Genomic DNA, 13,851 nt, shown 5'->3' with positions numbered 1-13,851 from the left:
TGCTTAAGAACTATTAAGTAAGAAAAGTGGAGAAATCATGTTTAATAAAGATTGTTTCCTAGATCATATTGCGATCGCAGTTGAGAATCTAGATAATGCCGAAAAAATTTATCGTGACTTAGGTTTAGAATTTAACCACCGAGAAGTGGTTGAAGATCAACAAGTGACGACTTCTTTTGCTCATATTGATGAAAATGCTCATGTTGAATTACTTGAACCTATTAACGGTCAGGGACCAATTGCCAAGTATCTTGAGAAAAAAGGTCCAGGGATTCACCATATGTGTTATCGCGTTCCAGATGTTGCAAAAAAGTCACAAGAGCTTAGGGACTTAGGTTATAATCTTCTCTATGAAGCGCCACGTAAGGGAGCGAATAATTGTTTAGTGAACTTTATTCACCCTAAATCAACTGGTGGAGTTCTCATCGAGATTGCTCAAAAAATGTAAGGAGAAAGAATGCAAAATATTTATCTGCCGCCATTAACAAAGGTAAACAAGTATCTCATCGGGATCATTGTCGCATCCTTTGTCATTAGCGCAGTCTTTGCACAATTTCTAAATATTTCTCTTGTTAATATTTTAGGCCTTAATGTTTCGGCACTTAAGGCCGGCCTGATTTATAAGATGGTAACTTATCCATTTGTGAATACTGGCCTTTTCAATGTCGTCTTCACAGGACTTCTCTTTTGGTTTCTTGGAAGTGATCTTGAGGCACGCTGGGGAGCAAGAAGATACGTTCAGTATATTATCATTGCTGTTCTCGTTAATGCTTTTGCTTACACACTTTTTGCACTCTTTATGGGTGGGGCAACGATTAATTATCCATTCCATGGAATGGCATTCTTATCATCTGCAATGTGTGTGAGTTATGCTTGTATTTATCCGGATCGTATTTTTCAATTCTTTATGATCATTCCGGTTAAGGCCAAGTACTTCTGTTTAATTCTGGCAGGGATGAATGTGTACCAAGGCTTCTTCACTCCAGGTGGAGCACAGGCTTTTGCAAATATTGCTTCAATGATCTTTGGTGCTGTATTTGTCTTAGGTTTTAGGGCCCTTGGAAATTATGTTCGCAACCAAGGCTCTCGCATTGCTCCTAAGCAAGGTGGAAAGAAGACAAGTAAGAAAAAGAAGAGTCATCTGCGCTTAGTTGATGATGAGGAGCGTCCAAACCCGGATGAGCCAAGGTTTTGGCAGTAAGCTTTTTAAGTCCCTGATATTTTTAGGGGTTTCCAAAGCAAATAACACATGATATAAAGCTACATTATTATAAATATATCAATCGTTAATTTTTTAAATAAGGAAATTCAATGAGACTTTCAAGAGCGTTACAAGAGAAAATTTTAGACCTAAGATTAAGAGATAAGCTTATCGCTGAAGGTAAAGTAACTAAGGCTCAGGTTGAAGAATACCTAAATGGATTAAATGACGAAGAGTCAAATGTTACGACAACTGACGAGTCAACAGCTCCAGGAATGAAGCAATAATTCAGAATAAAATTTTTTATATAAAGGCCGCTTTCTAAGCGGCTTTTTTTTGTCCTTTTTAAATATTTTCAGTCAGAAATTCAAATAAACTAGAGGCCACTGGCCCCAGCTTTCTAGCGTTTAAGTAGGCGAGGTTTAGCTCGTTTACCATATGATCTTTTGTCCCCTTAAAAAGCATCAGTCTTGATTTATTATCAGAGCGCTCAATAACGTGCAGAGGTAAAACAGAGATACCTACACCGGCAAGAGTAAGGCGCAATACCCCTTGAACGTCCATTAACTGGGCCTTTGGTTGTTTGTGGAAGTTCTTATTTAAGTGGTACTTAAACCAACTGGTGATAACGGGTGAGCCTTCAAGGTATGCAATGAAGTCCAGTTCATCGGCCTTTTTTAATTTTGTCGTCTCACTTAACTGGTGCTCGCTTGCGTATTCTTTTGAACAGCAAAGAATAAGCCTTTCACTTGATAAGTTCTTAGTTGCAATCTGTTTTGGAAAGTTGAAACTATCAGTAATAGCAAAGTCTAATCCGCCATTTAAAAGAAGCTGACTTTGTCTTGCAGCGTGGTCGTAGTTAATTTGTAGTGACACTTCAGGGTGTAGCTTTAGCCATTGGGCGATTATAGGCAAGAGCCTGTTATTACCAAACTCAATTGGCATTCCAATATGAAGTGTTCCTTTAAGCGCATTCTTTTTGGCCGAAACTTCCCCGAGGGCCTTTTCTAGATTTTCAAGAATCTGGCGACACTCGCGGTAAAGCCAGTGGGCCTGCTCTGTTGGGAGAACCTTCTTGTTGATTCGGTCAAAGAGTGAGATTTGCAGTAGCCCTTCGAGGGATTTGATGTGCTGAGAGACTCCTGGCTGGGTCATGGCAAGGTTTTTTGCGGTCTGAGACATATTCATCGTTTCATAGACTTCGATGAATACACGTAGAGTAGGAATAGAAATATAGTCTATATTCATAATTTCAATACCTTAGCTTGGTTCTATAGGTTCAAGTATAACATATAATTATGGATAATGATTATTATATATAATTTCTACTAATTTATTCTTTGTTCTATAACTCCTTTCACAAGATAAGACTTTGAATTTTTAATAAATGTTTAGGGAGAAGGATTATGAGTAAATTAGTTTCAATTATTTTTCTTGCAGTATTAGCAATGAATGTAAGTGCAAAAGAAATTATTCTTAATGGTGATCTACTTGATTCTCAATCATTTAGAGGAAGAATCTTCAAAGTTATTATCACTGAGCAAAATGAAGAAATTGAATTAGTTAATGAGTACTTTGAAACTCAAAGCTGTGAAGATGGACAATTTGCTCTTAAGCAAGAAGGACTAGGTAAGTACAAGCTTGAGGCCGTTCTTAACTGTAAGAATTGGGTTGATGAGCCAAGACAACTTAACGTATGTCCAGAAATTTTCGCTCCTGTTTGTGGTGCCATCAGTGGTATCGACGGAGACGCATTTATTAGCTTTCCAAATTCGTGTGAATTATATCGTGCAAAGGCCATTTATGTAAATGAAGGCCGTTGCGAGTAATTTTAAAAATTTCCTTTTTTTAAAATTCCCATGTGTTGTTGTCTTAAGGCCCGCTTCCCTCGCGGGCCTTATAACATTCTGGTTCTAATTTACATATTAATAAACATCCTTCTTAATTTATTCCCATTACTATAGCGCGAATCCTTTGAATGACTCCCTTTGAGTGCAAAGTGTTTTTGATGGTAATTTTGCTTTCGTTTGCGTTTCCCTTTTTTGTTTCGACGAGTTTTCTTTCTTAGTTTTTGCTTACGCTCAGCTAAGTCGTGCTCAGTAGAAATACTTTCCGTATTTTCTCTTCGTGTATCAAAACGAGCTTCAAATGCAGGAAGCCCTAGTCCTAGATAGAATAGTAGTAAGTAAGATCGCATGGAGACCTCTCAATTTAAAATTGTGTAAATGGAAGAATGAATTTTAAATGTGAGAAGTGTTCACGATAATCACCTCGGGTTAATTGATTGAAATAAAGGAATGGATTTCTAAGTGATTATAGATTCATGATTTCTAAACTATAGCATAGATTTGAGTATCGTGGTTATTGAACAACGAATTTTGAATAAAATACTTCTTTAACAACTTTTTTCTTCGCTAAGTAGTTGATACGCTTTTTAATTCGCCCTTCAAAGATTAGCTTTCCTGAAAGTGAGTTAAGCTCGTCTGGCTCAATTGATGCAGCAACATCAATAATAATATCGTAAATTTGAGGTCTGATTGGATCTAGCAGCTGCGAGTCTTCCTCACTGAAAAGAACGAGGTTTATTTGAACATCGAGAAATCTAAGACGGCGAGTTGCTGAGTCTAGGTTTACAGTGATTTTATCCAAGACGTAAGTTGTCGGGAAGTTGATTTGCTTGAAGTCATCTTTGAGTGCTTGCATTTCTGTCGCACTATTTGGCAGCTCTTTCTTGTAGATAATATTGGTGTAAACGAAGACACCAACTGTGGCCAACGTCGTCAGTAGCAAGAGTGCAATAATAATTTGATCAAGTAATTTTCTTCCTGTCATAATACTATAATATCATAGTTATTTTGGTGATTTAACTCGCTTGTCGCTAGGTAGAAAATACTTTTTTATGAGTGTTATATTCCGAGTGGAGCACTCGGTCTATGCACTCGCTATAAAATTTGTATAAAATACTTTGCCTGTGATTATTTATGGAGGATGAAATGGGTAAATCTAATAAGAATAAACGCAATAAGAAGTATGTAACAAACCGCAAAGAAGTGAAGAGAAGTTCTGCAATGAATACTTGGATTCTTCTGGCAGTGACGGCAATTGGTGCATCTGTCGTTATTTACTTATCATAAGTAACTTAAGTGATTAACAAAATATTCAGTACTTGATGCGCAGCTAATGCATGCGCATCGCTTCATTTGGCCATAAATTTTGTGATTATGGTTCAAGTTTGCTAGCATTTTACCCTTCACACATGAAAAGAATTTACTTTAAAAGAGGGAATATGTTTAAAACTTTACTCGCAATCGCTGCGGCCATTTCTACTTTCTCAGCTCAGGCCGAAATCTCAACTTACCAGTCACTTCCAAAGGATTACGTAAGTACAATTAATCCAAACTCTTTCGTTGAAGACGAAGTTACAGCTGGTGGTTTTAATGAGCTAATGAAGTATGTTGTAGCAGCTCCTTCTCAAGAAGATGCTGGCTCATGTCTTTATATGTCACATACTGGTGTTGTTGAATGGTGGTATAACCGACTAAATAACCTAGAGGGTGATAAGAAAATCAATTTTGCAGAACGCTACTATATGTCTTTAAAGACAAATAAGACAAACCAAGATGAAATTGAAAATTGGAGAACTGATAATATCAGAAGAATTAATAAAAGTTCTGTGATGTTCTCAAATAAAGACTACCGCTTCACAAAAGGAAATTTTAAGAAGGTTGATGGCAAACGTGTTGTAACTGACGCTAAAGATGAAGACGGATCATATGGAACTCAGTTTAACTGGATTTCTCTAACAGATTCAATTGATAAGAATGCTGTTGAATATAAACTTCCAAAATTTAAGAGAGAAGTTCTTCACGTTGATCCAGATAAGGATCAGTGGGCCGTTGCAAAAGCACCTTCTGATATTGTTGAAAGAATTAAGAAAGCTCTACATAAAAGAAATGCGCCAGTATTAGTTATTTATAATCACAAAGGATTTTGGCACGCTAATTATATCTTTGGTTATAATGACAACGCTGACACTAAAGGGTGCCCATTTGTTTCTTCTTTTAAACCACATATGGAAGAGAAGCGTGACTACTGGTTAGAAAAAGCTGAGAAAACAAAATCAGATTCTTGGCGTGCTAAGTACTTAGCAAATGCTGAAAAAGTTATGGAAAAAGGAAATGCTGTTCAAAAGCGCTACGAAGAAGTAGGTTGTGCTTCAAAAGGTGTTTTCTACGTACGTGACTCAATTTATCCAAATGAAAATATGCCAAAATACGATTACGATCTTGTAAAAGAAGGTGAGGAAGATTTCTTAAACGCACCACTTATTGCAAGAGAATATGCTTGGGTACAAACAACGCTAAATCATGCAATACAGATCTACCCAGAAGGTATGGAGTAAGTTGAGATTTTTAGTTCTATCTTTACTATTTCTCTTATCATTAAATACTAGTGCTACTTGTAGCACTAGTGACTCTCATGAAATTCACGATGTGGTCTTTATTCACGGGATCGCTAGCAATAAAGGTGCCTTTGGTTATTGGGCCGATTACTTAAAAAAATACCATCCAAGTGAGTGCATAAACTCACACTTCTTTGAATACGATACCGGTAATAATAAATTAAATCTTGAAGATTTCATTCAAAGCTTTGACTCTTTCATGCATGAGCGCTTTAAGGAGAGTCACTCTAGAATATCAATTGTTGCCCACTCTCAAGGTGGCCTCATTACCATGTTTTGGCTTAGAAATATGTATCAGGCCCAAGATCCAATCCACTTTAGAGTGAAGAATATAATGACGATGGCCACGCCGTATTACGGGGCAATTATCGCAAATCTTGGCTACTCTCTGGGAACATTCATCTTGCCGATTCTTGGAAAGAAAGAATTAAAGAATATGAAGATCGGCTCTAAGAAAGTCATCGAGACGATGGAGTATTTTAAGAGTCTTCAATTTTTTGAAATGATTGCAGATAAGAATTATGTGACGATTTCTGCAACCTTGGCCCCGAGTATTTTTGATATTGAAGGGGACTTTGCCGTTGCTCCATCGAGCTCCAATCCGAATTTAGTAAGTGAGGATAAGGTTTCAACTCATTATAATATTGATGGTGTCCACTTACGCTTTCGCCTATTTGGAACTCCGGCCACAACACTTGTTTCAAAAAATTGTCTCATTTCACCATCGCGCTGTGAGAATTCAAGTTTGGCCATTTTTGAAAAAGAATTCCTAGGTAATCAAAAAGTTAAAATTAATTATGCGAAAGATATAAATACATTTGCAGTGTATTTAAGAGCTAAGGAGAAGGGGCCTATTTGGGTTCATTCTAAAAATATTCAACGTGGCATGCGCTTTAGCTTCATTCACATAAGAGATGATCTCTACTTCTATAAGGGCTACTTGTCTGATGGAGATACTAGTGGTGAGCTCGTTATTACTCAAGGTCCAAGAACTTCAATCATTGAGATAAGCTCAGGGCAGACGAGTTATCTTACTCATTAACATGAAATTGGAATTCACTATATTGTGAACTAATCAAATCAAATACTTCTTTTAGACGGTAATAATCCTGACCTAATTTATTTTGTGCATCTTTAGTATTTGTCCAATATAAACTTAAGTTTTTATCTGTATAAGTTTGAATGAACTCGTAGAGTTCATCGATATTATTTGTGTAAAAGCTTGGGAAATCAAATAGGCGGCCACACTCAACTAAGTAGTCATCAAGTGTATCAAGTCCATTGGAGTTTAATTCAATTTCTCTGCGCATTTATTTCTCATTGCTAAAGGAAAATATATTGTTAGAATCAATTTATGACTAAGTTAATGAGTTTATTCGTATCCTGTCAATTGCTGTTTGGCCTAAGCTCTTATGCTTCTCGTCCAAAAGTTGACCTTGCGAATAGATATCTTAAGGCCCGCAAGCAGTATTTATTGGAGTACACAACTTTTGGAGTTGATGAGTGCTTGAAGCTGCACGCCAGTAAAATTATCCCCAAAGAGGACGGCTCTGGCCGTATTGTTATTGGGACGCCACGTTATTTCCAATTACTTAGTTCTTGCTTCAAAAATATCACCAATACTTGTTACGGTGAGAATTGCATTGTGTCACGTTCCATGTCCAAGCGTTTAAAGAATGTTGACCATGTGGATTCCATTTTGAACGCCCTATGATTTCAATTGTTTTTCCCTAAAAAATTCGACTTAGAAAGTGTCATTTCCTATTTAAAAAGCTATAATATCGCTCAACTATGTTATTTTAAAATACGTTTAATTACCCAAAGGAATTTACATGACTGTTCGTGTTCGTTTTGCACCTTCTCCAACTGGCTACCTACACATTGGTGGCGCTCGTACCGCTCTTTATAGCTACCTATTTGCAAAGGCAAACGGTGGTAAGTATATCTTAAGAATTGAAGATACTGACCTTGAAAGATCAAAGCGTGAGTATGAAGAAGCACAGATTGCTGACCTTAAGTGGATGGGAATTGAGCACGATGAAGGCCCTGATAAGGGTGGTGACTTTGGTCCATATCGTCAGTCTGAAAGACTTGAAATTTATAAAGATATTGCTTGGGATTTTGTTAAGCGTGGCCTTGCTTATCCTTGTTTCTTAACAAGTATCGAGTTAGAGCGCTTAACTGAAAAAGCAACAAATGAAAATAAAGACCCACATGCATACCACGGGCAATACCGTGACCTTGATCCAGCTGAAGCACAAAAGAGAATTGATGCTGGAGAAGAGTATGTTATTCGTTTTAAGAACCCTGGAAAAACTTGGGAATTTACAGACCTTGTAAAAGGACACGTTAAATTTCCTGAGAATATGGTAGGGGATTTCGTTATCTTAAGAGCTAACGGAATGCCTGTTTATAATTTCTGCTGTGTTGTTGATGATGCAAAGATGGAAATGACTCATGTTTTCCGTGCAGAAGAACACTTAAATAATACTTGCCGTCAACTTATGATCTACGACGCAATGGGTGTAACTCCTCCAAACTTTGGTCACGTTTCACTTCTTATTGGTCACGATCGTCAAAAGCTTTCAAAGCGTCACGGAGCAACTTCGGTGACTCAATATAAGGATCAAGGCTATCTTCCAGAGGCCCTAGCAAATTACCTATGTCTTCTTGGTTGGTCGCATCCAGATGAGACGGATATTTTTGATGTTAATGAGCTTAGCGATAAATTTGGTTACGAGAGATTCTCTAAATCATCAGCAATGTATGATATTGCAAAACTTAACTTCTTTAACGAGCAATGGCTTAGAAAGCTAGATGATGTTGAAATTGCAGCTGGTTTTGATCGTTTCATTCCTGAGGGGAGCGACTATCATAAGCAAGACGTTGCATGGAAAGTTAAATTTGCAGGACTTATGAAAGAAAAGATTCAGCTGTTTAGCAATATTATTGAGCATCTTCCGATTTTCTTTGATGCGGGAGTTGATGCTGATGATCAGTATAAAGATGCAATGAGCTGGGAGACGACTCCACAAATTAAGGAATATCTAAAAGCACAACTTGCTGATCAAACGACTAACGTTACTGAAGATCAAGTTGGTGAGTGGATGAACTACTTAAAGAAAGAATTAAAAATTAAAGGTAAGCCACTTTTTATGGGGACACGTGTTTGTCTTACAGGACGAGCGCATGGGCCAGATCTAAAAACTGTCGTGGCACTTACTCCAATTGAAATAATTAAAGAGAGATTAGCGTAATGAACTTTTTTGAAGAATTAGAAGCAAGAGGAATTGTAAATCAGTACTCACATGAAGAATTAAAAGAAATCTTAAACGATAAGAAAATTTCTTTTTATTGTGGTTACGATCCAACGGCAAAATCTCTTCAATTAGGAAATTTATTTGCAGTAGTAACGATGATGCGCCTTCAAAGACAAGGGCATAAGCCTTACGTTCTTGTTGGTGGTGCAACGGGGATGATTGGAGATCCATCAGGTAAGAGTGATGAAAGAAATCTTCAATCTGAAGATCAAGTTTTAAAGAACCTAGAAGGCCAAAAAGCACAGCTTATGAATCTATTAGATTTTGAAGGCGAGAATGCGGCGACTATGGTTAACAATATTGACTGGATTGGAAAATTTTCTTTCCTTGAGTTCTTAAGAGACGTTGGTAAGAGATTCCGTGTTGGTGAAATGCTTGCTAAGGATTCTGTTAAGTCACGCATTAGCTCAGAAGTGGGTATTAGCTATACTGAATTTACATACCAAGTTATTCAGGGTTATGACTTCGCTCACCTGAATAAAGAATATGATGTAAGCCTTCAAATTGGTGGAGCTGATCAATGGGGAAATATGACTGCTGGAATGGATCTTACTCGTAAGATGCATCAAAAACCTGCTTTCTGTATGACTATTCCTCTTCTAACTGATTCAAATGGGAAGAAGTTTGGAAAGTCTGAAGGTGGCGCAATCTACCTTGATGCAACAATGACGTCTCCATATAAGATGTACCAGTTCCTACTTAATTCTGATGACTCTTCTGTAATCAAGTATCTTAAAACTTTAACTTTCTTAACTCTAGAAGAAATTGCTGAGTACGAAAAATTAGTTGAAACTGAACCTCACTTAAGAGCAGCGCAAAAGCGTCTTGCGGAAGAGATCGTAACTCTTGTTCACGGTAAAGAAGGTATTGAAGCTGCTAAAAAAGCAACAGACTTTTTCTTTGGAAAGGTAATCGAAAATACAACAGATGCTGAACTTGCGGGTATTTTTGATGACGTTCCATCAGTTGAGCTTGAAAAATCTCAATTAGGTGAAATTAGCTACTTAGATATGTTAGCGGCCACTCCTTTATTTAAATCTAAGGGAGAGGCAAGAAAAATGGTCACTCAAAATGGTGTTGCCATTAATAATATTAAGAATGCAGATATCGAACACATGATAACTACTTCAGATCTGGCAAGTGAGTCTTGCCTAATCCTTAAGAAGGGGAAGAAGAATTATTGTGTGGTAAAATTCGTTTAGAACTTAACTAGATAGTATATGAATACACAGCAACTCATCGATTTATTAAAGCTTGGTAGTTTTGAAGAACAAAACGTTCGAGTTGCTGTGTTCGATGAAGAGGCCCGTTTTCTCTTTGTTTCAACGACAATGTTTGGCTTTACTGAAGATTATCTAGGCATGAGTGTCTATGATTATTACAAGGGCCATCTTAGTGAGAGTGAAATTAAGAAGGTGAAAAAGTGCTTCGCAAAGGCCTTAGCTGGCGAAGTTGGCCGTGAGCAGATCATCTTAACAAATCGCTTAAACCGCGAAAGTATTACTTGGGATGTGGAGTTTAATCCCTTTGTTGATGATGAAGGAAATAAGCGCGTTCTGTCGCAAATTCGACCTCACGAAGTTAATCTTACAACGAGTTCAACGAATTTCTTTATTCGAGAAATGGTTGAACAAAGCTCTGATATTTTCACTGTCTTTGATAAGGATTATAACTTTGTCTACGTTTCAAAAGCTGACGCTACTTGGAATGATAGGCCTTTAGTAGGTCAAAATATAAAAGACGTTGTGAGTGGTAAGAATCTTAAAAAATTCTATCAACGAGCAGAACGTGCAAAGAAGTCTGTAGGTGAAATTATCACCGATACGGTTTTTATCGAAGTTGAAGATGATGAAGAGTCGGTATTTGAGTGCTCGATGGAGTATCACGACTTTAATCAACTTGGTCACTTCTTTCTTGATCGTACGGCCGATGTGACTGAAAGATTTCGTCGAAATCGTGAAATCGATTCGCAGAAAGCTACGATAGATAAAATGAGTAAGTGGACAGCTCTTGGACAGATGGCCGCTAATATCGCCCATGAGGTAAATAACCCTCTTGCTATTATTGAACTTCAAGTTCAGGCCATAGAGCGTCGAGGTGAGAAGATCACTTCTGATCAACTCTTAGAGAAGATTCGTTCAATTGGTGATCAGAAAAATCGTATCGCAAATATTGTGAGCTCCCTTAATATCTACTCTCAAGATGACCGCTCAATGCGTGAGATGACAAGTCTATCTTCGATCATTCACGACTCAATTGCATTATTTAAAACAGGCCTTGTGGATGAGAGTCTACGTATTGTCTTTTCAAATGATGCGGACTCAGACCTCGTGACGATTAATTCGTCGGAAGTTATTCAGGTTCTAATTAACCTATTTAATAACTCTCATGATGCTATTGCAGGACTTAAAGAACAATGGATTGAGATCAATCTTCTTGATGATACAGACCATGTTATTGTTGAGGTTCTCGATAGTGGGCAAGGGATTGAAAAAGAGATTGCTCAGAAAATCTTTAATCGCTTTTATACAACTAAGAGTAAAGAGAAGGGTACTGGTCTCGGTTTAAATATCAGCCGTGAAATTATTATGGACCACGGTGGTACCCTGACTTACGATCCTGATTCAGAGTACACAACGTTTATGATCACATTGCCAAAATCTGAGCTTCTTTAATTCGCACTTCCTGTATGAATCCCTAGTACTGAACAAGAGGCCTTTGCCATAATTTGATCATCTTCAGTTCCAAATACATGAAACCATCTATGCTTCTTATTTGAATTAAAAACAAGTAGGTCATACTCAACTGTCAGAGTCTCTAGGGTATCGACCTTGTCATTATACTTAATAATATGCCCAGTCGTTCGAACAGTCATATCATCACTGATTAAGCGAATATACTTTTCAACTTGTGAAGTCTCTTCAATCGTTAGATCCTTATCGATAAGATAGATAAAAGTAATCTCTGCTTTATGGGACTCTGCAATTTGCTGGGCCGCTTGAATAAGAGTGACATCATTAGAATTCTGATCAATGAGAACCATAATCTTTCTCATATAACGAACACCGTTGTCTCTAAAGATAGCAAGGTGACAATTTAGGTGCGACCTAAGCCATGCTACAGGACTTTGAGTTGTGAACGTATCACGAAGACGTCCTTTCCACTCCATAAAGAGCCAATTGCAATGAAGTCTTTGGCCAATTTCAAAAATAGACTTTGATAAGTCGTGAGTCACGATAGGATCAAAGTTAATCGGCGTGGTCTTTTCAATGGCCATAGCAATTACTCGACGTCTTAGCGATCTAAGCTTTGGGTCTTCATCAGTAAAGTCATTCAGGTCTGTTTGTTCTGGCGCCTCTGTTAAGTGGGCCACTTCAATATGCTCGCCACCTGCTAGAGTTGTCCCCATGTCAATTAGCATTTCAGGAGATCTCTCATTACCGACAAGGGCAACGACAACATTGGCATCCTGATCAAGGCTTAACTTTTCAGAAGCTGCCGGTGCTGGGAATTGTGCCTCATTAACTAGATCCGTTCTCTTTCCTCTTATTCCAAGTACACCTTTTCGACTCACGCGTCCTTTTGCGTAGAAGAGATAGATTAAGATACCTGGGACAGAAATTGAGACAAGGCCAATTACGGCAAGATCCTTCATCATAACAAGTAAGTAGAGTGTTGAAATGATTCCAAAAATTTGAACATATGGATAAAGAGGTGACTTATAAGTCGGCTTATACCATTGAATATGAGTCTCTCTAAGAGCAATAACTGCAATATTCTCAATCATGTAAATTGTTAGAATAAAGGCCGAAGCAAGTTTTGCAATTTTAGCAATATTCAAAAAGTAGATTGCACAGGCGACAACTAGTCCTGAGGCAAGGATACTCCAAACAGGTGTTAAGAATCGACGGTCTAGGTGGCCAAATAGCCTTGGAATCAAGTGATCGCGACTCATGGCAAATGGAAAACGAGAGGCCGCAAGAAGGCCAGCGTTTGCCATGGAAGTCATGGTTAGGATGGCCAGAACCGCCATGATCATCCCAAATCCCTTTCCTCCAAACTCATAGGCCAGAGTATAAATAGGTCTTAGATTATTCTTTAACTGCTCGATTGGTAAGTACTTAGCAAGGGCCAGAGTTGTGACACAGTAGAGGAGTGTGACAATCAAAAGAGATAGCAGAATTCCTCTTGGAAGATTCTTCTCTGGAGTTTTGATTTCTTCTGCAATGGCCGCAACCTTTGTTACACCTGCATATGAAATAAAAACGAGACCTGCTGCCAAGAGAATTGAGTCCATATGTGAAAATGAAAATGGAATACCTGTGATAACTTGGGCCGTTGAGAGCGTTCCAATATTTAAAACAGTGAGGCCAATTGTTGAAAGAAGGACAACGGCGATTAGAAGACCACTGACTTTTCCAACACCGACAATATTTAATATTGTAATAATTGCAGTGAGGATGAGGGCGAAGTTTTTAAGATCAAAGCCTGCACTTATAGCACCAAGGTAGGCACCAAAACCCATCAGGGCAAATGCCGCCTTAAGTAGCAGGGAGATCCAAAGGCCTAGGCCCGCAATTGTTCCGGCCATTGGCCCAAATGTTCTTTCAATATAAATATATGTACCACCTGATGCCGGCATGGCCGTGGCAAGTTCTGATTTTGATAGTGCCGCCGGAAGTACACAGAGTCCGGCCAGTAAATATGAGATCCATACGTACGGACCTGTCACTTCGAATGCTAGTCCTGGCAGAACAAAAATTCCAGATCCAAGCATTGACGCGATACTGATTGAAATAACTGATGAGAGTCCTAAGTTTCTTTCAAGTTTCTTCAAATAAATTCCCTTATTCTAATTTGAGTATTTG

General features: G+C 38.0%; 16 protein-coding genes. 11 read left to right on the top strand and 5 right to left on the bottom strand.

What is annotated here, in order from left to right:
• Window positions 1-37 precede the first annotated feature (37 nt).
• The 3 genes from mce to ABMA78_RS00625 all read left to right on the top strand — a co-directional run bounded on the left by mce (window position 38) and on the right by ABMA78_RS00625 (window position 1,488).
• The gene (gene mce, locus ABMA78_RS00635) at window positions 38-448 is read left to right on the top strand and encodes a methylmalonyl-CoA epimerase (RefSeq protein ID WP_392856021.1); all 411 of its coding nucleotides are present in this window, start codon (window positions 38-40) and stop codon (window positions 446-448) included.
• Between the two features lie 9 nt (window positions 449-457).
• Entirely contained in the window at window positions 458-1,201 is a 744-nt protein-coding gene (locus ABMA78_RS00630) for a rhomboid family intramembrane serine protease (RefSeq protein ID WP_392856019.1), read from the top strand.
• Window positions 1,202-1,311: 110 nt separating this feature from the next.
• Window positions 1,312-1,488 (top strand): hypothetical protein, encoded by a 177-nt coding sequence (locus ABMA78_RS00625; protein WP_392856018.1) that lies wholly within the window; start codon window positions 1,312-1,314, stop codon window positions 1,486-1,488.
• 58 nt (window positions 1,489-1,546) lie between these two features.
• On the opposite strand, the gene ABMA78_RS00620 is transcribed toward ABMA78_RS00625, so the two are convergent.
• On the bottom strand, window positions 1,547-2,449 hold the full coding sequence (locus tag ABMA78_RS00620) for a LysR family transcriptional regulator (protein ID WP_392856015.1): 903 nt from the start codon (window positions 2,447-2,449) through the stop codon (window positions 1,547-1,549).
• Between the two features lie 158 nt (window positions 2,450-2,607).
• On the opposite strand from ABMA78_RS00620, the gene ABMA78_RS00615 reads away from it, so the two are divergent.
• Window positions 2,608-3,030, top strand: coding sequence for a hypothetical protein (locus ABMA78_RS00615; RefSeq protein ID WP_392856013.1), 423 nt, complete (start codon window positions 2,608-2,610; stop codon window positions 3,028-3,030).
• Between the two features lie 89 nt (window positions 3,031-3,119).
• Here the strand turns inward: ABMA78_RS00615 and ABMA78_RS00610 are convergent, their stop codons facing one another.
• Window positions 3,120-3,398, bottom strand: coding sequence for a hypothetical protein (locus ABMA78_RS00610; protein WP_392856010.1), 279 nt, complete (start codon window positions 3,396-3,398; stop codon window positions 3,120-3,122).
• A 164-nt stretch (window positions 3,399-3,562) separates the two neighbouring features.
• The gene (gene fliL / locus ABMA78_RS00605; RefSeq protein ID WP_392856008.1) at window positions 3,563-4,033 is read right to left on the bottom strand and encodes a flagellar basal body-associated protein FliL; all 471 of its coding nucleotides are present in this window, start codon (window positions 4,031-4,033) and stop codon (window positions 3,563-3,565) included.
• Window positions 4,034-4,194: 161 nt separating this feature from the next.
• On the opposite strand from fliL, the gene ABMA78_RS00600 reads away from it, so the two are divergent.
• From ABMA78_RS00600 to ABMA78_RS00590, 3 genes are all read left to right on the top strand, one after another.
• The gene (locus ABMA78_RS00600) at window positions 4,195-4,335 is read left to right on the top strand and encodes a hypothetical protein (RefSeq protein ID WP_392856006.1); all 141 of its coding nucleotides are present in this window, start codon (window positions 4,195-4,197) and stop codon (window positions 4,333-4,335) included.
• Window positions 4,336-4,487: 152 nt separating this feature from the next.
• Window positions 4,488-5,603, top strand: a complete 1,116-nt coding sequence (locus tag ABMA78_RS00595; protein WP_392856004.1) for a hypothetical protein — start codon at window positions 4,488-4,490, stop codon at window positions 5,601-5,603.
• Between the two features lies 1 nt (window position 5,604).
• Window positions 5,605-6,705 (top strand): esterase/lipase family protein, encoded by a 1,101-nt coding sequence (locus tag ABMA78_RS00590; protein WP_392856002.1) that lies wholly within the window; start codon window positions 5,605-5,607, stop codon window positions 6,703-6,705.
• Here ABMA78_RS00590 and ABMA78_RS00585 read toward each other — a convergent pair.
• Window positions 6,695-6,973, bottom strand: coding sequence for a barstar family protein (locus ABMA78_RS00585; protein WP_392855999.1), 279 nt, complete (start codon window positions 6,971-6,973; stop codon window positions 6,695-6,697). The two genes, ABMA78_RS00590 and ABMA78_RS00585, sit on opposite strands and share 11 nt — an antisense overlap.
• Before the next feature lie 44 nt (window positions 6,974-7,017).
• Between ABMA78_RS00585 and ABMA78_RS00580 the strand changes: the two genes are divergently transcribed.
• The 4 genes from ABMA78_RS00580 (at window position 7,018) to ABMA78_RS00565 (ending at window position 11,658) form a co-directional block, all read left to right on the top strand.
• The gene (locus ABMA78_RS00580) at window positions 7,018-7,377 is read left to right on the top strand and encodes a hypothetical protein (protein ID WP_392855997.1); all 360 of its coding nucleotides are present in this window, start codon (window positions 7,018-7,020) and stop codon (window positions 7,375-7,377) included.
• 118 nt (window positions 7,378-7,495) lie between these two features.
• Window positions 7,496-8,920, top strand: a complete 1,425-nt coding sequence (gene gltX / locus ABMA78_RS00575) for a glutamate--tRNA ligase (protein WP_392855995.1) — start codon at window positions 7,496-7,498, stop codon at window positions 8,918-8,920.
• Window positions 8,920-10,185, top strand: coding sequence for a tyrosine--tRNA ligase (gene tyrS, locus ABMA78_RS00570; RefSeq protein WP_392855992.1), 1,266 nt, complete (start codon window positions 8,920-8,922; stop codon window positions 10,183-10,185). Before gltX ends, tyrS begins: the two co-directional genes overlap by 1 nt.
• A gap of 18 nt (window positions 10,186-10,203) precedes the next feature.
• The gene (locus ABMA78_RS00565) at window positions 10,204-11,658 is read left to right on the top strand and encodes an ATP-binding protein (protein ID WP_392855990.1); all 1,455 of its coding nucleotides are present in this window, start codon (window positions 10,204-10,206) and stop codon (window positions 11,656-11,658) included.
• Here ABMA78_RS00565 and ABMA78_RS00560 read toward each other — a convergent pair.
• Window positions 11,655-13,820, bottom strand: a complete 2,166-nt coding sequence (locus ABMA78_RS00560) for an amino acid permease (RefSeq protein ID WP_392855987.1) — start codon at window positions 13,818-13,820, stop codon at window positions 11,655-11,657. The genes ABMA78_RS00565 and ABMA78_RS00560 overlap by 4 nt on opposite strands.
• Between the last annotated feature and the right edge of the window lie 31 nt (window positions 13,821-13,851).

Source organism: Halobacteriovorax sp. RZ-2 (genome assembly GCF_043196685.1).
GTDB lineage: Bacteria > Bdellovibrionota > Bacteriovoracia > Bacteriovoracales > Bacteriovoracaceae > Halobacteriovorax_A.
The sequence above is the reverse complement of the archived record's forward strand: the minus strand, read 5'-3'. Positions and strand labels throughout refer to the sequence as shown.

Excerpts from the sequence above, each read along its gene's own strand:
- mce (WP_392856021.1), top strand. The coding sequence starts at position 38 with ATGTTTAATAAAGATTGTTTCCTAGATCATATTGCGATCGCAGTTGAG.
- ABMA78_RS00630 (WP_392856019.1), top strand. The coding sequence starts at position 458 with ATGCAAAATATTTATCTGCCGCCATTAACAAAGGTAAACAAGTATCTC.
- ABMA78_RS00625 (WP_392856018.1), top strand. The coding sequence starts at position 1,312 with ATGAGACTTTCAAGAGCGTTACAAGAGAAAATTTTAGACCTAAGATTA.
- ABMA78_RS00620 (WP_392856015.1), bottom strand. The coding sequence starts at position 2,449 with ATGAATATAGACTATATTTCTATTCCTACTCTACGTGTATTCATCGAA.
- ABMA78_RS00615 (WP_392856013.1), top strand. The coding sequence starts at position 2,608 with ATGAGTAAATTAGTTTCAATTATTTTTCTTGCAGTATTAGCAATGAAT.
- ABMA78_RS00610 (WP_392856010.1), bottom strand. The coding sequence starts at position 3,398 with ATGCGATCTTACTTACTACTATTCTATCTAGGACTAGGGCTTCCTGCA.
- fliL (WP_392856008.1), bottom strand. The coding sequence starts at position 4,033 with ATGACAGGAAGAAAATTACTTGATCAAATTATTATTGCACTCTTGCTA.
- ABMA78_RS00600 (WP_392856006.1), top strand. The coding sequence starts at position 4,195 with ATGGGTAAATCTAATAAGAATAAACGCAATAAGAAGTATGTAACAAAC.
- ABMA78_RS00595 (WP_392856004.1), top strand. The coding sequence starts at position 4,488 with ATGTTTAAAACTTTACTCGCAATCGCTGCGGCCATTTCTACTTTCTCA.
- ABMA78_RS00585 (WP_392855999.1), bottom strand. The coding sequence starts at position 6,973 with ATGCGCAGAGAAATTGAATTAAACTCCAATGGACTTGATACACTTGAT.
- ABMA78_RS00580 (WP_392855997.1), top strand. The coding sequence starts at position 7,018 with ATGACTAAGTTAATGAGTTTATTCGTATCCTGTCAATTGCTGTTTGGC.
- gltX (WP_392855995.1), top strand. The coding sequence starts at position 7,496 with ATGACTGTTCGTGTTCGTTTTGCACCTTCTCCAACTGGCTACCTACAC.
- tyrS (WP_392855992.1), top strand. The coding sequence starts at position 8,920 with ATGAACTTTTTTGAAGAATTAGAAGCAAGAGGAATTGTAAATCAGTAC.
- ABMA78_RS00565 (WP_392855990.1), top strand. The coding sequence starts at position 10,204 with ATGAATACACAGCAACTCATCGATTTATTAAAGCTTGGTAGTTTTGAA.